This window comes from Niallia circulans, assembly GCF_003726095.1.
Classification (GTDB): domain Bacteria; phylum Bacillota; class Bacilli; order Bacillales; family Cytobacillaceae; genus Niallia; species Niallia circulans_A.
Genome location: NZ_CP026031.1, coordinates 62,303 through 83,144 on the forward strand (window position 1 = coordinate 62,303; position 20,842 = coordinate 83,144).

The following is a 20,842-nucleotide window of genomic DNA, read 5'->3' on the forward strand; positions in this document are numbered from 1 at the left end:
TTTTACCCTTTTTAAACGAAAGTATGCTTGTTAATAAGCAGCAGCTTATTGCATTAGCATAAAAAGAAATGACTGTAGTAAATGACTATAGTCATTTTATTTTTGGAAAAAAATGACCTTTAGGTATAGGAATGGAAGAGTCTTTTCTTTATTCTGTATATAGAAAGGATGATTGCCTTGTTAGAAATAATGAATTTATCTAAATCATTTAAAGGGAAGCAAGTTGTGAATTCTGTCAATTTATATTTAGAGCGTGGAGAAATTGTAGGCTTACTTGGACCGAATGGTGCAGGTAAATCTACAACAATATCTATGATATCTTCTTTGGTTTCTCCTCAAGAGGGGGACGTACGTTTAAATAATGAAAGTATTTTAAAAACACCGCAGGCTTTACGGAAGGTTCTTGGAGTAGTACCACAAGAACTTGCTGTTTATATGGATTTATCTGCTCGAGAAAACTTACTATTTTTCGGTAAAATGCATCGTATTCCTAAAAAAATTTTACAGAAGAGAGTAGATGAAGTTCTTGAAATAATTGGTTTAAAAGAACGGGAAAAGGATTTGGTCAAAACCTTCTCAGGCGGAATGAAACGAAGATTAAATATTGGTGTTGCTTTAATCCATGAACCAGAAATTATTATTATGGATGAACCAACTGTTGGAATTGATCCACAATCCAGAAATTATATTTTAGAAACAGTAAAAAGACTAAATAAGGAAAAGCAAATGACAGTTCTTTATACAAGTCATTATATGGAAGAAGTAGAGTTTCTTTGTAATCGAATTTATATTATGGACCATGGTGAAATCATTGCTTCGGGAACGAAGGAGGATATTAAAAATATTCTTTCGGCAGAAACAGCCATTAACATTAAGGTGGAAATCGTCAAACATGAATTTACAGAAGCCCTCCGTCATCTTGAAAGCATTAAGAATATCTCGATTCAACAATCAGTGATTACGGTTATTGTACCAAGGGAAGTGAATTTGTTAAAAGATATATTGCGGATTGCCGAAGAACAGAAGACAAATGTACTCTCTGTAAATATTGAGGCGCCTACTTTAGAAGATGTGTTCTTGCATTTAACAGGCCGTCAATTAAGAGATTAGGAGGATTCCAGATGCTTTGGCAAATGATAAAAAAAGAATTATTACTGATTTGGAGAAGACCCCGAGAGCTGGTTGTCTTGTTGTTAATGCCATTTGTGCTTATCACGATTCTTGGCAGCGCATTAGGAGCTTTGGATAATGATAGCGAAGTGGAAGTAAAAGCGAAGCTAGCTGTGGTGGTAGAGGATCAAGAACAGCAAGCCCAACAAGAAATAATAGAAAAAATAAACCAGTCTCCTTTAAGCAATCAAGAGAAAAATGCAAAAATAGCGCATATTCAGGCTCTGCAGCCGATAGCTACATTTATGAAAGCAGTCGGGGAAAGTCCTGATTTGAAGAAATTCCTTTCCGTTACGGAATATAATGACCGGACCAAAGTAAAGGAAAAGGATTTTGACGGTGTATTATTGATTCCCGAAGGATTTACTTCTGACTTTTATACGAATTTTTTAGAGGAAGAAACCGATCTTCCATCGTGGATAATAAAGACAAAAAACCAAGAGTCCCTTCAGGCAACTATTATTGAGGATATTTTGGCGAATTATCAAAAAGAGTGGACGTATCTAAAGACAGCCCAAGATCTTCAAATTGATTATTCAACATTAGTTAGCGAAAAAGCAAATGGACAAATCAAAAATATCGAAAAGAAAAAGGAAATCAGCGCTTTTGCTTATTATGGAGTGGGCATGTCTGTGATGTTTGTATTCTATATATCTACAACGGTAGCAGGCTTTGCGTATCAGCAAAAAGAAGAGCTTTTGTATGAACGTATCTTACTAGCAAATGTTCCGAAAATCATGTTTTTTGCTGGTATTTTTATCTCAGCCTTTATTCTGTCTTTTTTACAGCAGACCATTCTGTTTAGCTTAATAGCATTGATTTATGGAGTCGTCTTTTCTAGTATGATAAATCAATTAATTGTTATTTTAACGGTAAATCTAATGGCAGCAGCATTTGCTACTATAGCAACTGCAATTTCCTTTGCTGCTAAGTCACGAAATGTGGAAAGTATTTTTTCTTCTTTAATTGTCCCTATTCTTGCGTTTATTGGCGGCAGCTTTTTTAATGTTAGTGCGATTGGTGGATTTATGGAAACATTAGGCGAATATTCTCCAGGAGGAGCAGCACTTACTGCCTATTTAAAAGCATATCAAGGCTACCCATTGGTGGATTTATGGAGCCATCTTAAAGCAATCCTCCTATTTTCTCTTGCTTTGCTGTTGATTAGTGGGATTACCTTGAAAACAAGAGGAGGGGTTCGCCGATGAATGCAATTTTATGGGGGAAATGTAAGAAATTTATCAGACAGCCGGGTGGATTTATTATAACCTCCTTCATTTGTATCGTTTTTGCTTATTTAGTTGGAATCTCCTCTTTCACAAAAGTAGAAGTGCCAGTTTATACAGAACACTCGGAGAAAACAACTGATATTCTAGAATTTTTAAATCAAAGTGAAAGTTATTCGTTTGTTATGTATACAGAAAAAGAAGTAAAGGAACAGTTAGCAAAAGGAAAAACAGATATGGGAGTGGCGATAAATCCAGATACTTATACTATGTTTCGAGTAGCTGATACGTCCAATGTATTAATGGTTCAAAATTATCTTCAAACCTATTATGCGAATATGCTTAAGGAAAAGGCGCTGATCAATGAAGCTGCGGATAAAGAAGAAGCTAAAAGGGTGCTTGCACATAATAAAGAGACACCAATTATACCTGTTGAAACAGAACAAACATTAACGGAAAAGGAAGCAAGCTATAATCAATCGCTCCAGTCGCTCTTTGGGTTTACTTTATTCTTTTGTATTTTTACCGTTTCCTTTACTGTTATTGAAATTCTAAGAGATAAACAAAATGGAATATGGGATCGATTTATCTTATCCTCTACTTCCAAAGCACAAATATATTTGGGGCATTTATTATTTAGTTTTTTAATAGGTTATGTCCAAATAATCATTATTTTTCTTCTTTTTAAGTATGGATTAAATATTGATTTTAATGGAAATTTCCATCTGGTATTTGTTCTAATCATTCCATATTTGTACGCTATTGTAGCATTGACTATTCTCTTAACAGGTCTTCTGAAAACACCAAGCCAGTTTAATGCCTTCATTCCGTTGGTATCTGTGAGCTTTGCGATGCTAGGCGGAGCTTACTGGCCAATCGAAATTGTTACATCCAAAATAATGATTTTGTTATCTAAAGTTGTTCCTATTACTTATGGAATGGAACTATTAAAAAAAGGTGTTATCGACAGTGCTTCTTGGAATGATATCATGGTTCCAGCAGGGATTCTTTGTTTGATGGGAACAATTATGCTAGGTATTGGTATTCAGCTTATAGAAAAAAGACATGTATAAGAAAATATAAAGTGGAATATTTCGAAAAAATAAAAAATAGTGTATAATAAAGGGAAAAGATTTCCAAGTTTAGGAAGAGGGAGCTGGAACAGTTGATCCGAAAAATAGTGAAAGGCTATTTATATGTTGTAGTTCTTCCTTTGACATTTTTAATCTCTGTTATTTTTGAGCCGAGTGGAAATCTTGTTTGGTTAACAAATGACACCATTAGAGATTTGTAGGGCTTAATGGTAGTTGATAAGCTTCTGATAGTCTTTATAGAGATTAACAGAAGGAATAAAGGAGAGAATATGAGATTATGAAATCGCTGGAACATGAAATATAAAACCATTATTGTAGAGGACCTCCTCCCTATTCTTTATTGAAAAATAAAAAATAGGGAGGAATAAAAAGTGAAAGATATTAATTTTCATAGGTATTTAGAGGAAATAAACGAGAAGTTTTCAGGATGGGACTTTTCTAGCATTTATGATACAGGCAGAATCCAAAACAGCATGATTTCTTGGTCTTACGGGAGCAAAGTGATTTCTGCGATGCAGGAGGCCACAGCTGTATTGGATATGGGAACGGGGGGAGGAGAGTTTCTTTCTTTATTGAAAGGCTATTTTCCAAGTACCATTTATGCGACTGAAGGGTATAAGCCGAACGTACCGATTGCCAAAAAGAAGCTAGAGTCTTTAGGAGTGAGAGTGATGGAAGTGGTTGATGATAATGAATTGCCATTTCCCGATAATCATTTTGATTTAATCATTAATAGACATGAGTCTTACTCCGAGAAAGAAGTGAAAAGAATTTTAAAGCCAAAAGGTATTTTTCTTACCCAGCAAGTTGGAGGTTTAGATTGCAAGGAAATAAATGACTGGTTTGAAGTTCCGCTCAATCCTGAATTTAAAGAGTGGAAACTTTCCATTGCTCTCAACCAGTTTCCTAATGCTGAATGGGAGGTTCTGGAGCACCAGGAGGAGTTTCCTGTCCAGCGTTTCTATGACTTGGGCGCACTTATTTATTATTTAAAGGCGATACCTTGGCAAGTTCCTGATTTTAGTGTGGAAAAGTACCAAAATGAACTCTATCGTTTGCATCAGTACATCGAAAAAAACGGCTTTTTTGATGCCAGCCAATCTCGTTTTTATCTAAAGATGAGAAAGAAATAACATAAGAACTATACGAGAAACTCAGTTAATACCTAAAAGGTTTAGCTGAGTTTTTTTTAGTTTTTCTAAAAAAAGGAAAATTTATTACAAGGAGAATGGAGAAATGTTACAATAAAAGAAGGATTAATTCTTTTTTTGTAAATTGGAACAATTATGAAAAGGGAGGGGAGTTAGTGGCTGTGGAAGAAATCATTACGATAAAAGGACTATGGAAAAACTATGGTGCAAAGGAAGTTTTAAAAGGAATAGATCTTCATGTTTCTCGAGGGGAGATTATTGGATATATTGGACCAAATGGGGCTGGGAAAAGTACCACTGTTAAGATTCTTCTTGGGATTGAAACGTATGTCAAAGGGGAAGTAAAACTTTTTGGTAAGGAGATTAACCAAAATTCTATCGAATATAAACGGAGAATTGGTTATGTGCCAGAGATAGCAGAGGTTTATGATAATTTAACTGCATATGAGTATTTAACCTTTATTGGTCAATTGTATGGGATGAAGGTTGAATTTGTTGATCAAAAAGCCCAAAAGTTAATGGAACTCTTTGGAATTGGGGAGGTCTATCATTCAAGAATATCTTCTTATTCAAAAGGAATGCGGCAAAAACTACTAATTATTTCTAGCGTTTTGCATAATCCGGATATTTTATTTCTAGATGAACCCATCAATGGGCTTGATGCCAATAGTGTGATGATATTTAAAGAAATTCTTGCACAGCTGGCATCCTCTGGCAAAACAATCTTTTATTCTTCGCATATTATGGATGTGGTAGAAAAGATAAGCAGTCGGATTATTTTATTAAATGACGGAAAGGTTGTAGTAGATGGAAGCTTTAAAGAGCTGCAGGCACAAAATCAACAAGGTAGTTTAGAAGGTATCTTTAACCAACTTACAGGCTTTTATAATCATAGAGAAATAGGTGAATCCTTTGTGTCTGTTGTGCAAGAGGTGCAGACATGACAGATTATAAGGTATTAAAACTTCTTGATCACTTTAAAGCTTTTTTTCTGAAAATAGGCATCGATTATGAGGTGTTAAGAGCCATTTTGCAAGTAAAGCTTATAATGGATCAACGGAAGCTGCCAACTATCTTTTCACAATCCATTCAAAAGAAAGAAAAAAAAGAGGATAAATACGCCTATATCAAATCTTTGTGGTTATATGCCTTAATGGGATTAATTCTTATTCCCTTTATGGCTTTCGGGGATAATTATCTTTTTCAAATGAGTATCTCTTTTGGAATCATTTTATTTCTTGTTATGACCTCTATGATTTCCGATTTTTCTGCTGTCTTATTAGATGTTCGCGATAAGCATATTGTCCATTCGAAGCCAGTTAATAGAAAAACCATTAATGCAGCGAAAGTGTTGCATATAATGATTTATTTGTCACAACTAACGATTGCCATAACGCTTGTTCCGCTAATGGTAAGTTTGATCAAACAAGGAATCGTCTTTTTTCTATTAACCATTCTTCTTCTTGTGTTAGCCAATTTATTTATTGTTGTTATGACAGCATTATTATATTTGGCTATTTTGCGTTTTTTTGATGGGGAAAAGTTAAAAGATGTTATTAACTATGTGCAGATCGGTCTATCTATCATGATTATGATAGGGTATCAGATTGTAATTCGAAGCTTTGAATTTGTTGATTTAAATATTATTTATGAAGTGCATTGGTGGCATCTATTCATTGTTCCTATGTGGTTTGCAGGACCGTATGAATGGGTTTTGAACGGAAATACGGAAATGATGATGATCCTTCTTGCGACAATCGCCTTTGTTTTACCGATCCTCGCTATTATTATTTATGGAAGGCTAGTTCCTGTTTTTGAGAAAAGTTTAGAAAAATTAACAAGTCAAAGTAAGGCGAGAAAAAGAAAGATATTGAAGATTAAAGAGTGGGTATTATCGTTATATATAAAAAGCAGGGAAGAAAAAGCCTTTTATCATTTCACAGAGCAAATGATCAGCCAGGAAAGAGATTTTAAGCTAAAGGTTTATCCGTCAATCGGTTTTTCGATCGTTATTCCCTTTTTATTTCTTTATAGTGGAACGAATTTGGAGGATATCGATTTTTCCACGAGTTCGGCTTATTTAACGATTTATTTTACCATGATTAATATCCCAACAATTATTTTTATGTTGAGGTTTTCCGGAAAATATAAAGGGGCTTGGATTTTTACTATTCTCCCCGTCGCTGACTTTTCTGCGTATTATAAAGGTTCATTAAAAGCAGTCATTAGCAAATTATATTTACCTATTTATTTTTTATTAAGCTTTGTGTTTTTATTTCTGTTTGGAATAAGAATTATTCCTGATTTGCTAGTAGTCTTTCTATCTGCTTTCTTTTATGCTATTGTTTGTAATTTGTTATTAGATAAACAAATCCCTTTTTCACTGTCTTTTGAATCAGGTGGAAATCAACAAAGCTGGAGATTATTCCTTCTGCTCATTCCATTGCCGATTTTAGCAGGTATCCATTATATCAGTAGTACTTTTCCTTATGGTGTATATATTTACGCTCTGTTGCTTTTCTTTGTAAATCTTTTATTTTGGAAGAAATGGAAGCCTTAGCAGACAGTGTCGTTTTTAAATCCCCTAGTTTAACTATATTTAGACTAAGGGATTTTCTTATATTTTAAAAAGAAAAGCGATCTATTAATTCCGTACTTTTTCTTTGATGCTCTCTGTTCTGTGTGTAATTTATTTGATACAAGCTGGAAAATAAGACATTAAGTACATAATCAATGGATACTTGTGATGCAAAGGTAGCGATTTTGTCTGTTTCTTTCTTTTCTAAAGCTGGTATGGTTAAAACAACATCTGCCATTTTGGCTAATTTACTTTCAGGAAAGGCGGTTAACAATAAAATCGGCACCTTTCTTTCTTTTAATATACGAGCAGCAATGAAGTCCTCATTTGATTTAGCTTCATAAGTAATAAAAAAGGCGCAGTCATTTCTTTCAATGTTAACAGTGTTGTTGGCAAATTCATTACGGGCCGTTGCGATTATGGCATATTTATTTATCTTCAAAAGTTTATTTTGGAAACTTTCGGCCCGAATTTGCGAATCTCCTACAGCATACATAAAGATGCGGTTTGAATTGTATAGATACTTAGTCATTTTAAAAAGGGATTTTTCCTTTAAGAGCTCATAGCTTTCTTTGATGGCCTGTTGCGTTAAATACATCATATCCTGGCTGATTTTCATAAGAGAAGCATCATCCTCAAATGGGATATTCGGATTAATTTCAGATAAAACATGGTTTTTTTGCTCGATCGATTTAACAAGCATAATTTTAAAATCTTTAAAGCCCTTCATTCCTAACTTTTGTGCAAAGCGAATGATAGAAGTATGAGAAGTAAATGTTTTTTGTGCTAACTCTTGGATTGTCATTCTCTCAATTAAGTTAGCATTCTCCAAAATATATTTTGCAATATTTTTTTCTGCTGCTGTATAATCCGTTCTATTGGCAATTTGTTTTAGCAACAAATCGGCTCACCCCTTTAAAATTGAACATTTTGTTCATTAAATCAGCTTAATTTCAGATGGAAGCTTGAACATTTTATCCTAAATCCATTAATGCAAAAGCTTTACATGGAATTCTCTGTTATTCCATCCTATAATAATCCCATTAAGGAAAAAAGGAGTGCCTTTTATGCTAACAATTGGATACATAGGAAATGGCAAAAGTACAAATCGGTATCATCTTCCTTTTACTTTACAAAGAGACCATATTAAGGTGAAAACAATTTATCGTAGAAACCCAGCTCGCGATACATGGAAGAAATATAAACATATTCATTATACTACGGATTTAAACGAGATACTCAATGATCAAGAGATTCAATTAATCGTAGTAACAACATCTCATGACTCTCATTATGCATTTGCTAAGTTAGCTTTAGATCATAATAAACATGTGCTAGTGGAAAAGCCATTTATGATGTCGGTAGAAGAAGCCGAAGAAATATTCTTATATGCAAAAGAAAAAGGACTTGTTGTTCAATGCTATCAAAACCGCCGTTATGATTCAGATTTTCTGACAACAAAAAAAGTGATAGAGAGTGGTAAATTAGGAGATTTATTAGAAGTAGAATTGAATTATGACTATTATCGACCAGAAGTGCCAGAATCAGTCCAGGTTTATAATAATTATCGTAGCTTTATGTACGGACATGGTACCCATACGATCGACCAGGTCATATCTTATTTTGGAAAACCGCAGCATGTTCATTATGATGTAAGACAATTACTAGGACAAGGACGAATGAATGACTATTTTGACTTAGATTTTTATTATGATCAGTTAAAGGTTTCGATTAAGTCAAGTTACTTCCGTCTAAAAGAAAGACCAAGCTTTGTTGTTTACGGTAAGAAGGGAAGCTTCATTAAACATTCGAAAGATAGACAAGAGGAACATTTAAAACTTTTCTATATGCCTGATGGAGAGAGTTTTGGGATAGACCAACCAGAACATTATGGTACCCTAACTTATATAGATGAGAATGGAGATTACCATGAAGAAAAAGTTGTATCAAAGGCAGGGGATTATGGGCGAGTGTATGATGGAATGTATAATACAATCATCCATGGGGAAGAAAAAATAATAAAAGATGAGGAAACGCTATTACAATTGGCAATTTTAGAAGCGGGAATGAAGGGATGTAAATAAAATGAAACTTGGAATAGTGGGAGCAGGAAAGATTGTTCAAGATTTATTACCTATGTTTAAATCTATTCCACAAATTGACTTGATGGCGATTTTTGGAAGACCTAATAAAAAGGGATTTTTGTTAGACTTACAAAAGGAATATCTTATAAACAAAATATATGTTGATTATAAAGAGATGCTTGCAGATACTGATATAGATGTCGTTTATATAGCATTGCCTAATCAGCTTCATTATTCCTATACAAAACAAGCTTTAGAAGCCAGAAAACATGTGATTTGTGAGAAGCCTTTTACCTCTAATTTAAAGGAATTGCAGGAATTAGAAAAGATTGCCCAAAGGAATGATCTTTATTTAATAGAAGCAATTACTAATCAATATAGAGGAAATTTTTTACAAATAAAAGAGTTACTTCCTAAGTTAGGAGATATCAAGGTGGTAGAAGCAAATTATTCTCAGTACTCCTCACGTTATGATGCTTTTAAAGAGGGAGACATTTTACCAGCTTTTAATCCAGAGATGTCAGGTGGCGCCTTGATGGATATTAACAGTTACAATATTCATTTCGTTGTTGGATTATTTGGAAAACCAATGGCGGTGCAGTATTATCCCAATTTGTCACGAGGGATTGATACCTCTGGAGTCTTAGTTTTAGAGTATGAGCGATTTAAAGCGGTATGTATAGGTTCTAAAGATAGCAGGGGAGCATCATTTGCGACTATTCAAGGCGATAATGGCTTTTTGACAGTTGATGGGCCTGTTAACAGCATAGATTCATTTACTATCAGCAATGCAAGTAATGGAGAAGAGAAGATAAATAAAAATGAGCATAAACATCGAATGTATGAAGAATTTGTTGCATTTGAAAAAATAATACGCGAGAAAAACAAAAGTGAAATGCTAAAAAGACTAGAACATAGTCTTCAAGTGATGGAGATTCTTACAATGGCAAGAAAAAAGGCAGGAATCATTTTTGCTGCCGATAAAGGGATAAACGAATAGGCTTGAAAGAAAGTCTTCTATTAATAGAGGACTTTTTTAATTGGGAAGGAAGCAACGAGGAAGGTAAGGGAAACAAGTGACTGTTTCCCAATGCATTAAAGTAAGTCCTTCTCTTATAAATAATAGACTTTGAAAATAATGTCCTGTGGGTGATTTCCGAATTTCTTCCCAAAAATAGTGGCACCTCCAACATATTCAGCATCTTCTTTCACTTCAATTCGAAATGTCCAGCGATCACAATTGTCATCCAATTCATTGATGGTAACTGCGGATATTGGATCTCCATCAATATATGTACCATGGTTTGTAATTCGCAGTGTTTTAAGAAGCCCGTATTGATTTAGATTATGCGGCCACCATTCAGGTGTAAGTTTACCTCGTGTATCTGCAAAGTCTCCAGGACTTCTCCAGGTTCCAAGTTCTAATCCATTTAGTGAAAAGGTAATATCAGAAGGCCAATTATCATTAGAAAATGGAAATTCTGAACACACTTCTAAACTAATTTCAAATTGCTGGATTTTTTCTTCCTTTTTTAAAAAGTTTGGGATGGTGTATTGGATAAAGCCTTGAGTAAACCACAAAATTTCTGCTTCCACTCTTTTTGGATCCATAAAGAGTTTTGGTTCATCTACTCTGCCAATAAAATCCTTTTCAGAAGCTAATCCACAGGTTGGTTTTAAATCATAATCTGTGTAATGACCAATTGGAACAGAGGTTTCGTAAGAAGCAAAAGAATGATAGATTTTCTTTGGAAAATTGATTTCGATGTGGTCTACTTTTAACATGGAAATTTTTTGTAATCCGGACTTTCCTGGAATCTTTTCAGTCTTTATTAGACCTGCATCTTCTAATTTTTTTACATGCTTTGTTACAATTGCACTGCTGATGCCCAATTCTTTGGCAAGCTCTTTTATATTCATTTTATTTTTAGACAGTAACTGAATAATTGTCATTCGAACTTCACTTGCTAAAGCTTCGTACACGACTAAAGAGGATTTATCGATCCCCAATTGCATATAGACCCCTTCTTTCAGTATGTTTGATTAACTGTAAAGTTTCTTTCTTATACAAAAAATAACACGGAAATTAATCTCTGTAAATGTTTTCTTTTAATCCAAAGAATGATTAATATTAATGTTAATATTTTTATTGATAAAGTTTATTAAGTTTATAGTATCATTATCTTAAATATTATTTAATTTAATATGCCTTAAGGCAGAACGGAAAGCAGTTGGGGTCATGTTTTCTGTTTGCTTAAATACTCTCATAAAATATTTCTCATCTTTAAAACCACAGTCGGCAGCAACTTTCGTAACAGTATCATTCGTGTTCAATAATAATGATTTTGCCTTCTCTAATCTAACTTGAAGAATAAATTGGCTAATTGTTGTTCCGATATTTTTTGAAAAAGTATGTGATAAGTAAGCTTTATTATATCCAAAATGATTGGCGATTTCTTCTATTGTTAAGGGGTGATTGCTGTTCATCCGAATCCATTCTTTTACATAGTGTAAGAAACGATTATGTGGTTCTCTCTCGGCAGAATCTTCATAGACACTACGGGCTTCCTCACTAAGCTCTAATAGGATAGCTGTTACTAAATAATCAAGAAAACCATTATTTGTTTGAGATGATTTCATGCTTGCGATTAATTGATTTAACAAAATGATGGTTTTAGAAAGATTCATTTCAGATGAATACAAAGGTAAATATATTTCTGGAGAGGAGCTTTTTTGTGCGTAGGGATTTGAAACAGCCTTTTTTCCTTGTGGAAGATAAAAGTGGAACCAATAGAATGATAGGCCCTTTTCTGAGTGTTTACTACCTTTAAAGGATGTGTTGGCAGGAATGAAAAGAAATTCATTTTCTTTTAATTCATATGCGGTATTATCTACCTCTAAATAGAGAGTACCAGAAATACATAGGATAATTTCTTCATTTGGATTTTTTCTTGGTGCATGAGACCATGGAACATCTGACACAAATAAACCAGCTGAATGAAAGGGTACCGCTCCTGTTAGACGGGAAAGTATATACGTTTCTTGCATCTTTTTTCCTCCTTTTGAAGATATGGTAGCACGATCATCTAGTTTATGTCCACCACATCTATTTGTTATCCTACTTACATCATACGTGAAACCAGTTAAACTATTGAAAACGGTGTCAAAAAGGAATGGAGGAAGTAAATTGTTAAGTGAATTTGCCTTAAACAAGGTGCATATAAAGGATACATTTTGGAATTATTATGTCAAAAATATTAAGCACAAAACAATTCCCTTTCAATATAAAGTGATGGATAACGATATGGATATTAATATTGAGAGGGAAAGAGAGGATGAGAGTTTACCAGCAGAGAAAAGCAATGCTATCGAAAATTTTCGCATAGCAGCTGGATTAAAAGGTGGAGAACATTACGGCTGGTTTTTTCAAGATAGTGATGTGTACAAATGGCTAGAAGCAGTTTCATACAGTTTGCAAATTTCTCCAGATAAGGAATTAGAGGAGCTTGCTGACAGTGTCATTGATTTAATTGGCAAGGCACAAGAAAAAGATGGCTATTTACAAACTTTTTTTCAAGTGAAATTTCCTAATAGAAAATATCGTGAGCTGTACTATAGTCATGAATTATATTGCGCTGGACACTTAATTGAAGCGGCTATAGGCTATACAGAAGCTACAGGGAAAAGAGCATTATTGCAGATTGCATTAAAGGTAGTAGACAATGTTGCAAAGTATTTTGGTTATGAAGAAGGAAAAATACAGGGAGCTGATGGTCACCAAGAAATTGAACTAGCGTTAGCAAAATTGTATGAGTTTACTGGGGAGAAGAAATATTTAGATTTAGCAGCCTTCTTTATAGATGTGAGAGGAAAAGATCCATTATTCTATGACAAGCAAGTAGAGCAAAACAATAAAGACGGAATAACAAATGATCATCCAAAGATTGATTTAAAGTATTTACAAGCATATATTCAGCCGAAAAAGCAGACAACAGCAGTTGGCCATGCAGTTCGAATGTTGTATATGGCAACTGGGATGGCAAGGATTGCAAAACATTCAAACGATGAACAACTATTTATAGCTTGTAAAGAAATTTGGCGGGACGTTATCAAGAAGAAGATGTATATAACTGCTGGTGTTGGTTCTACTGTTCATGGGGAGGCATTTACAGGTGAATATGATTTGCCGAATGACACCATGTACTGTGAGACATGTGCCTCTATCGCTCTTATTTATTTTGCGTATGAGATGTTTAAAATAGAACAAAAGGCAGAATACATAGAGATTATGGAACGGGCATTATATAATGGTGCTCTTTCTGGAGCATCTATTGATGGAGAACATTTTTTCTATGTGAATCCACTGGAAGTATATCCGTCCATAAGTAAGAATAATCCTGGGCAAGGGCATGTGAAGTCTCAGCGGCCAAATTGGCTTGGTTGTGCTTGCTGTCCGCCAAACTTTGCGCGAACAATCGGTTCCATCCAGCGTTACTTTTATACATGGGATGAAGAAAGACAAATCATTTACAGCAATCTATTTGTTTCTAGTAACCTAGACTTTCCGGGAGGAACCTTAGAGCAAATGACAGAATTTCCGAAGCAAAATAGGGTGAAATATCGCCTCAAAACGGATGGGCAATTAGTTACTTTAAAAATTCGTATTCCCGAGTGGCTAAAAAATCCATTACTATATGTGGAAGGAACTACAATCGAAATAAATATGATTGATGGCTATATGGAATTAAAAAGGAAGTGGAATGGAGAAATAGTGGAACTTGTCTTTGAGACACCAGTGTTGGCTGTCACGGCAAATCCTAACGTAGTTGCCGATGTTAATCGTATAGCTATACAAAGGGGCCCTTTTGTTTACTGTGCAGAATCGATAGATAATGAAGAGAAACTACAAACCTATCATATCAACCCCAAAAACCTTGAATGGGCAAAGGTATGCTATCAGCCAGGTGTATTAAATGGGATTACTCAACTTATGGTGGAAGCAGATCATGAACTAGTCGATAGAAGTTGGCAGGAAACATTATACCAATTTAATTTCAGGGGGAATACAGAAAAGAAAGAACTTACACTCATTCCTTATTATTCCTGGGGAAATAGAGGAGAATGTGAAATGGTTGTATGGCTATATAAGTAGAGTGCATAAAGCATAAGGATAGATAGACTTCCTTATGCTTTTTTACTTTTTTGGAGAAATAATGGATACATGGGAGAAGGCTTCCTTCTTTCTGGAAGCATGCTGACTATAACAATAGTAGTTGGTTTTAGAGAATGGAGTAAGCTTTTGAATTCTGATAAAATCAAGTTAATTATCTTTAGAAAGAGTGCAATCAAATGAATAGGGGGGGATAGGATTGAAAGAAGAGAGAAAGTTTCATCGGCCGTTTGGGGTGTATGGGGTTAACACGGAAAATGATAAATTACTCGTAATACATAAGAAAAGAGGACCTTATGCTAATCGCTTTGATTTGCCAGGAGGAAGCTTGGAACCAGAGGAAAGTTTGGCGACAGCCATGAGGAGAGAGTTTCTCGAAGAGACGGGGATAAAGATTGCCATAGAGAAGCAAATAGGTATGGCTGATTTTTTATTTCCTTGTATATGGAGAGAATATACTCATATTCATCATATCGCTGCTTTTTATACAGTAAGGAAAGTAGGCGGGGAAATTTCAATACCAAAGCAATTTGAAGGACAGGATTCGTTTGGTGCGGAATGGGTCTCCTTAAACGATCTGTCTATACATAATGCTTCTCCACTTGTGCTAAAGGCAATAGAGTGGATACAAACAGGTTCAATTGGACTTGAAGTAACTTGGTTTGAGAAATGGGAAGTGAAGAAATCCCTCCAAATAGAAGGAAAAAAGGAGAGCACAGATGATTATTAGAAAAGCGAAGGATGAGGATGCCAAAAGGATTGCAAAAGTACATGTAGATAGTTGGCGCACTACTTATAAAGGAATAGTTCCGGATTTATTTTTAGAAAGGCTTAATTATGAGGAAAGAGAAGAGATATGGAAGAAAGCAATCCCGACTGGAAGTGTCTTTGTTGCTGAAAATGAAACTGGAGAAATTATTGGTTTCGCTAATGGAGGAAAAGAAAGAAGCGGACAGTATCCAGGTTATGTTGGTGAGTTATACGCCATCTACCTTTTGGAAGCATTTCAAGGACAAGGGATTGGAAGCTTGTTAGTAAAAAAGGTAATGGAATATTTAAAGGAAATCGGTCTCTTCCCGATGATTATTTTGGCTTTAGCAGATAATCCGGCTTGTAAGTTTTATGAAGCCAATGGCGGGAAAAGAATCGGGACTGAAGAAGTTGAAATAGGCGGCAAAAAATTAACGGAAGTTGTTTTTGGATGGAAATAAGGGAGCTTCGATTGCTTATCAGACAATGAAAACTGTCGGCAGGCATTCATTCTGTCGACAGTTTATTCAGATCATTTTTAAGAAGTCAATTTTTCCACAATCATTCGTTTTCCAGTATTTAAGGTGAATTCAAAGCGGTCTGTGCTTTTTTCATTATAAAAGAAATGATGATTAACACTACAAAGTCCTTCTTCATTATCAAAAATCATCATATTAACCCCGTTCTTTCGTTTTTCATCCTTTAAAAAAGTAAGATGATTATAACAGTATATACAATCGTATATGGAGAACTTCATCGAATTTAAAGTAGTGATAAACTGATAAAAGCTATCGTCGCTTAAGTCGTCTAATAATTCTTCTAAAGCAAACACAAGGTGTTTTCTTATGCGGATAGGATCTTCGTGCTCTAGAAAATGAATGGTACCAGAAACATTTACTTTGCCATCCTCTAGGAGAATGCCTTTTCGCCAGCGATTGAAAGAACGTATCTCAATTTCTTGGTGTAAATATTCATCCAGCATGGCTGCTTCTTCTGTTTCTTCATCAAAAAAAATCCATTGATTATTTATATATTCGACTGTACCTTTCGTAAAGGCACGTGTTTGAAATTCAATAAGTTTTGATCTATGCTGATTGTTCATTGTAAACCTCCCAAAGATTACACGCCCATAAATTCTTTTTAGACAGATAAACAAAATTTTATAACTAATCCTTCTTTTTCCTTCCTTAAAACATTGAAAACGATTAATTTCTCTTTTTTGAATGGAACATATATAAACCTGTTATGGACAAATAACCATTTTTGATTTGGTGCATAGAATACCTCATACTACTGATTGATTGGTATCTAATCATAAGTTCCACGAAAGAAAGGATGATAATCATGTGTGGAATAACAGGTTGGGTTGATTACAAAAAAGATTTAAGAAACGAGTCGGAAATTTTATCGGCTATGGCTGAAACATTGGCAAAAAGAGGCCCTGATGATACAAATGTTTGGACTGCATTACATGCAGGATTCGGTCATAAACGCTTAGTGGTAGTAGATCCGCTAAATGGTATTCAACCAATGACAAAAGAAAAACAAGAATTTCACTACACTATTTGCTACAATGGCGAGTTGTATAATACTGAAGACATAAGAAAAGAATTACTAATAAAAGGATATTCATTTCAAGGTCATTCTGATACAGAAGTTTTACTTACTTCCTATATGGAGTGGGGAGAAGATTGTCTGCAATACTTAAACGGAATATTTGCTTTTGCTGTTTGGGATGAGAAACGGAACTCCTTATTTATTGGAAGAGATCGTTTAGGAGTGAAACCATTATTTTACACGGAAATTAGCACTGGTTTTATTTTTGGGTCGGAATTGAAGGCATTACTAGCCCATCCAAATGTGAAAGCAGAGCTGGATAGAGAAGGGTTAGCTGAGGTGTTTGCACTTGGACCTTCTCATACACCAGGAAGTGGTATTTTCAAAGGGATTAAAGAGCTTCGGCCAGGGCATGCATTAAAATTTACTCAGGATGGACTTAAAGTATGGCGTTATTGGAATGTGAAGAGTGAAGAACATACGGATACTTTTGAGGAAACGGTCGAAAAAGTACGCTTTCTTTTTAAAGATGCTGTGACAAGACAATTAGTATCAGATGTACCATTAAGCACGTTTCTTTCAGGTGGAGTGGATTCAAGTGCTATCACAGCAATTGCTTCCATGGAATATAAAAGAACAGGGAAAGGACCGCTTCATACGTATTCCATCGATTATGAAGGCAATGATAAGTTCTTTAAAGCAAATGAATTTCAGCCAAATTCAGATGGTGTGTATATAAAAAAAATGACAGATACATTTGGAACCATTCACCATAATTGTATCATCACCCAAGAGACATTAGCTGACTTTTTACATGAGGCAGTAACAGTCAGAGATGTGCCTGGTATGGCAGATGTAGATTCTTCCCTTTTATGGTTTTGTCGAGAAATAAAAAAAGACTTTGTCGTTAGCTTATCTGGGGAATGCGCAGATGAAATTTTTGGAGGCTATCCATGGTTTAGAAGAGAGGCCGATTTGCAAAGAGGAGGCTTTCCATGGATGAGATCGATCCAAGAACGACAAAACTTATTGAAAGATTCGTGGAGCAATAAATTGCAATTAGAAGATTATATGATGGATAAATATAATCAAACCATTGCAGAAACACCAAAGTTAGCAGGAGAAAGTAAAGAAGATGCTAAGCGTCGAGAATTGTTTTATCTCAATCAATTATGGTTTATGACTACTTTATTAGAGCGGAAAGATAGAATGAGTATGGGAGCAAGCCTAGAGGTGCGTGTACCATTTGCTGACCATCGTTTAGTTGAATATGTGTGGAATGTACCATGGGAAATGAAAAATTACATGGGAAGAGAGAAAGGATTATTACGGAAAGCGTTAGAAGGAATCCTACCAGATGAAGTGCTCTATCGCAAAAAAAGTCCATATCCTAAAACACATAATCCCATTTACACAAAAACAGTAAGTGATATGCTGAAAAGTGCTTTAGCAGATAAAAGTTCTGTTTTATATGAATTCTTTGATAAGGAAAGTCTCACCGAAATTATTGAAACAGAAGGCTCTGCATTTAAAGAACCATGGTTCGGCCAATTGATGACAGGTCCACAATTACTTGCCCATTTAGTACAAATCCATTATTGGTTTAAAGACTATCAGATTAATATTGTCGAATAAAATAGTGAATAATTAAACAATCCCTAGCTAGCAGGAATGACTCTGCTAGCTAGGGATTGTTATGTGATTTAACCTTCTTGATTAATAGAATAAATAATAAATAGCAAGGGAAGGCAAATTGCAAAGGTATATATAGGAGATACGGAACAACCACTGCACCTTCTCGAACATGGTCATTTATTTCCATACTAATGAAAATAGAAAACATCGAAATAAGACAAATAATAGGTACAACATAGAAGCGATAGGGCTGTTTAAAAATATATTCTAATCCCTTTAAGCCGGAATAAATAAAGATAGAGCTCTTGATAACTATTCCTAATATGATAATAAAAACAGCTAGAGCATCTATTCTTTCAATAAACTCTCCAATTGAAATAAGTCTTGTCGTACTTAAAAGGGGAAATGTAGCCCTGGAGGAAGTATTAATCCCTAATGATAAAATAATAATTAATGTAGCAATGGCGAGCAAAAAACCTGATACAGCTACGGAAGCTAGAATAGATTTTTTTCTCCATTTTACATTCGTTATGAGAGGAAATATACACGTCATAACAAGCATTTCTCCATAAGGTCTACTCACTTCGATTGGAAATATAGCCTTCACTACTGGTAGTATCCCTCTTGCTAATACAGGTTGAATCTTTGTAATAGACAGATTGCCACTAGCAAATAAAAAGATAATAAGCAAGAACAGAAATACTGCTGAGTATGGAGTGAATATTTCTGTTGTCCGCCCTAAGATTTCAATTCCCAAATACAAAATATAGCCAATAATAAGCATTAAAGTAATAACGATGATTTCAATAGGAGTTAAAGGAAGGATAAAGGTAGATGTTAATTCCCCAAAATCCCTGATCGTTCTTGCGGCTAGATAAAAAAATAAAGGGAATAGACGAGGGTAATAGGGATTGCCATAAATCTATTGAATCCAAACTCAATAATTTCAAACAAATTTTTAGAAGGTACTAGCTCATTTATATGAAGAAAAAAGGAGGACACTATTAAGCCGATAATGGTAGATAGAAGAACGGTAATCCAAGCATCCTCTTTTGCTGTAATACCAAGCACCACCACAAGCGTTGTCCCTAAGTTAAAGCCTATAATAATGGCAAATAACTGACTTAAAGATAGATTTTCTTTTAGCATGAAAAAGAATCTCCTAATTAGAAATATGGTATATGCTTAAAGTAGTATTTGCTAATTTACTAGGAATATGCAGAAGAGGAAAAGATTTTTGCGATTTTTAAAAGATTGATTGGTGAGGTTTGGAAAGAAAAAGGGCCGGAATAATATTTCCGGCCTAAGATTTACACTATTATCTATTGCACTTAAATATATTGAATAGCTCGCCTTATAAAAATCATATTTGATTATATTCTAGTCTTGCTGTTTCTTGTTAATCTAACCAATTGGTTTTTCTTGCGTAATGGTAGATTTAGGTTGCTTTTGTAGGAGGAAAAAGAACACCCCGAACAAAACGAGTAATCCACCTAAAAGTTGTGCGAAGATTAATTGCTCATTCAATAGTAAAACAGCTAAAAGCGTGGCTCCGACTGGCTCACCGAGAATACTCATGGAAATAGTTGTTGCATTAACATAATTAAGTAACCAATTATTAATGACATGTGCAAGTGTTGGAACAATCGCAAGCAAAACAAATATACCCCATTCTCTGCCAGAATAGCCTGTTAATGCCTCACCAGCCAATAGATTATAAACGGTTAACAAACAAGCAGCGAAAAAGAAAACAGTAAACGTATAGATCCAGTGAGTCATTTTTTTGATAATATTTTGACCGATTAATAAGTAGCCGACTACAGCAATTACACTTAAGAAAGAAAGAACATCTCCTATAATAGCATTGCTGTCTAATCCAATGTCTCCCCAGCCAATCATCATCGCCCCAATAATGGCAATCCCCATAGTCATAATAGCAGTAGAGGTAGTTCTCTCCCGAAAGAAAATAAACCCGCCAAGAAGAGAAACAATAGGCTGTAAAGCCAATATAATCGTAGAGCTGGCTACCGTAGTAAACTTTAGAGAACTAAACCATAGGGCAAAATGCAAGGCCAAAAAAGAGCCTGAAAAAAATAAGAATGCCCAATCTCTTTTTGTTAGTTTTTTAAAATCATTTCGATGGATGTAGACCATAGGAATCATAATAAGACAGGCAAGCCACATCCTGTACATACTTAAAATAGTGGCAGGTGCCTCCGACCATTTTACGAAAATCGCAGAAAATGAGATAGCGATAATCGATATAAGGAGTGGAATCCCAATGGATTTAGGTGCTGTTTGCTGATTCACTTTGTTTCCCCCTGACAATTGTAACAATTCGATATAATAGTAAATATAGTACGTTCAAAGATAGGAAACAATCATTATTTTGCATCTTTTGGAAAAAAGAATCAGGTGATCATCTTA

General features: G+C 34.7%; 18 protein-coding genes and 1 pseudogene. 13 read left to right on the plus strand and 6 right to left on the minus strand.

The window, feature by feature from the left end:
* The first annotated feature begins 177 nt into the window (after window positions 1-177).
* The 7 genes from C2I06_RS00305 (at window position 178) to C2I06_RS00330 (ending at window position 7,201) form a co-directional block, all read left to right on the plus strand.
* On the plus strand, window positions 178-1,110 hold the full coding sequence (locus C2I06_RS00305; protein ID WP_095330069.1) for an ABC transporter ATP-binding protein: 933 nt from the start codon (window positions 178-180) through the stop codon (window positions 1,108-1,110).
* Between the two features lie 11 nt (window positions 1,111-1,121).
* Window positions 1,122-2,378 carry an ABC transporter permease gene (locus C2I06_RS00310; protein WP_123257228.1) on the plus strand — a complete coding sequence of 419 codons (1,257 nt, stop codon included), beginning with the start codon at window positions 1,122-1,124 and terminating at the stop codon, window positions 2,376-2,378.
* Window positions 2,375-3,469, plus strand: a complete 1,095-nt coding sequence (locus tag C2I06_RS00315; protein WP_123257229.1) for an ABC transporter permease — start codon at window positions 2,375-2,377, stop codon at window positions 3,467-3,469. The genes C2I06_RS00310 and C2I06_RS00315 overlap by 4 nt, the downstream gene beginning before the upstream one ends.
* Window positions 3,470-3,561: 92 nt before the next feature.
* Entirely contained in the window at window positions 3,562-3,690 is a 129-nt protein-coding gene (locus tag C2I06_RS25705; RefSeq protein WP_268877119.1) for a hypothetical protein, read from the plus strand.
* Window positions 3,691-3,861: 171 nt separating this feature from the next.
* On the plus strand, window positions 3,862-4,623 hold the full coding sequence (locus tag C2I06_RS00320) for a class I SAM-dependent methyltransferase (protein WP_249928261.1): 762 nt from the start codon (window positions 3,862-3,864) through the stop codon (window positions 4,621-4,623).
* Window positions 4,624-4,802: 179 nt separating this feature from the next.
* A complete protein-coding gene (locus C2I06_RS00325) occupies window positions 4,803-5,585 on the plus strand; it encodes an ABC transporter ATP-binding protein (RefSeq protein ID WP_095330123.1) in 783 nt (260 codons plus the stop codon).
* Window positions 5,582-7,201, plus strand: coding sequence for a hypothetical protein (locus tag C2I06_RS00330; protein ID WP_095330066.1), 1,620 nt, complete (start codon window positions 5,582-5,584; stop codon window positions 7,199-7,201). Before C2I06_RS00325 ends, C2I06_RS00330 begins: the two co-directional genes overlap by 4 nt.
* A 64-nt stretch (window positions 7,202-7,265) precedes the next feature.
* On the opposite strand, the gene C2I06_RS00335 is transcribed toward C2I06_RS00330, so the two are convergent.
* Window positions 7,266-8,120, minus strand: coding sequence for a MurR/RpiR family transcriptional regulator (locus tag C2I06_RS00335; protein ID WP_095330065.1), 855 nt, complete (start codon window positions 8,118-8,120; stop codon window positions 7,266-7,268).
* A 166-nt stretch (window positions 8,121-8,286) separates the two neighbouring features.
* Between C2I06_RS00335 and C2I06_RS00340 the strand changes: the two genes are divergently transcribed.
* Together C2I06_RS00340 and C2I06_RS00345 are read left to right on the plus strand one after the other, a co-directional pair.
* Window positions 8,287-9,303, plus strand: a complete 1,017-nt coding sequence (locus tag C2I06_RS00340; protein WP_123257230.1) for a Gfo/Idh/MocA family oxidoreductase — start codon at window positions 8,287-8,289, stop codon at window positions 9,301-9,303.
* A 1-nt stretch (window position 9,304) separates the two neighbouring features.
* Window positions 9,305-10,303 (plus strand): Gfo/Idh/MocA family protein, encoded by a 999-nt coding sequence (locus C2I06_RS00345; protein WP_123257231.1) that lies wholly within the window; start codon window positions 9,305-9,307, stop codon window positions 10,301-10,303.
* 113 nt (window positions 10,304-10,416) lie between these two features.
* On the opposite strand, the gene C2I06_RS00350 is transcribed toward C2I06_RS00345, so the two are convergent.
* Window positions 10,417-11,319, minus strand: coding sequence for an ArsR/SmtB family transcription factor (locus C2I06_RS00350; RefSeq protein WP_095330063.1), 903 nt, complete (start codon window positions 11,317-11,319; stop codon window positions 10,417-10,419).
* A gap of 168 nt (window positions 11,320-11,487) precedes the next feature.
* Complete coding sequence (locus C2I06_RS00355; protein ID WP_123257232.1) at window positions 11,488-12,351, minus strand: AraC family transcriptional regulator; 864 nt, start codon at window positions 12,349-12,351, stop codon at window positions 11,488-11,490.
* Between the two features lie 139 nt (window positions 12,352-12,490).
* Here C2I06_RS00355 and C2I06_RS00360 point away from each other — a divergent pair, with 139 nt between their 5' ends.
* The 3 genes from C2I06_RS00360 to C2I06_RS00370 all read left to right on the plus strand — a co-directional run bounded on the left by C2I06_RS00360 (window position 12,491) and on the right by C2I06_RS00370 (window position 15,684).
* Window positions 12,491-14,455, plus strand: coding sequence for a glycoside hydrolase family 127 protein (locus C2I06_RS00360; RefSeq protein WP_206426413.1), 1,965 nt, complete (start codon window positions 12,491-12,493; stop codon window positions 14,453-14,455).
* 217 nt (window positions 14,456-14,672) lie between these two features.
* Window positions 14,673-15,203, plus strand: a complete 531-nt coding sequence (locus tag C2I06_RS00365; RefSeq protein ID WP_095330060.1) for an NUDIX hydrolase — start codon at window positions 14,673-14,675, stop codon at window positions 15,201-15,203.
* A complete protein-coding gene (locus C2I06_RS00370) occupies window positions 15,193-15,684 on the plus strand; it encodes a GNAT family N-acetyltransferase (protein WP_095330059.1) in 492 nt (163 codons plus the stop codon). Before C2I06_RS00365 ends, C2I06_RS00370 begins: the two co-directional genes overlap by 11 nt.
* Window positions 15,685-15,761: 77 nt before the next feature.
* Here C2I06_RS00370 and C2I06_RS00375 read toward each other — a convergent pair whose 3' ends face one another.
* Complete coding sequence (locus C2I06_RS00375) at window positions 15,762-16,325, minus strand: DUF2777 domain-containing protein (protein WP_095330058.1); 564 nt, start codon at window positions 16,323-16,325, stop codon at window positions 15,762-15,764.
* A gap of 242 nt (window positions 16,326-16,567) precedes the next feature.
* On the opposite strand from C2I06_RS00375, the gene asnB reads away from it, so the two are divergent.
* Entirely contained in the window at window positions 16,568-18,415 is a 1,848-nt protein-coding gene (gene asnB / locus C2I06_RS00380; RefSeq protein WP_095330057.1) for an asparagine synthase (glutamine-hydrolyzing), read from the plus strand.
* A 49-nt stretch (window positions 18,416-18,464) separates the two neighbouring features.
* On the opposite strand, the pseudogene C2I06_RS00385 reads toward asnB, so the two are convergent.
* Together C2I06_RS00385 and C2I06_RS00390 are read right to left on the minus strand one after the other, a co-directional pair.
* Window positions 18,465-19,564: pseudogene (locus C2I06_RS00385) on the minus strand (GerAB/ArcD/ProY family transporter).
* Window positions 19,565-19,819: 255 nt separating this feature from the next.
* Window positions 19,820-20,725, minus strand: coding sequence for a DMT family transporter (locus tag C2I06_RS00390; protein ID WP_095330055.1), 906 nt, complete (start codon window positions 20,723-20,725; stop codon window positions 19,820-19,822).
* Between the last annotated feature and the right edge of the window lie 117 nt (window positions 20,726-20,842).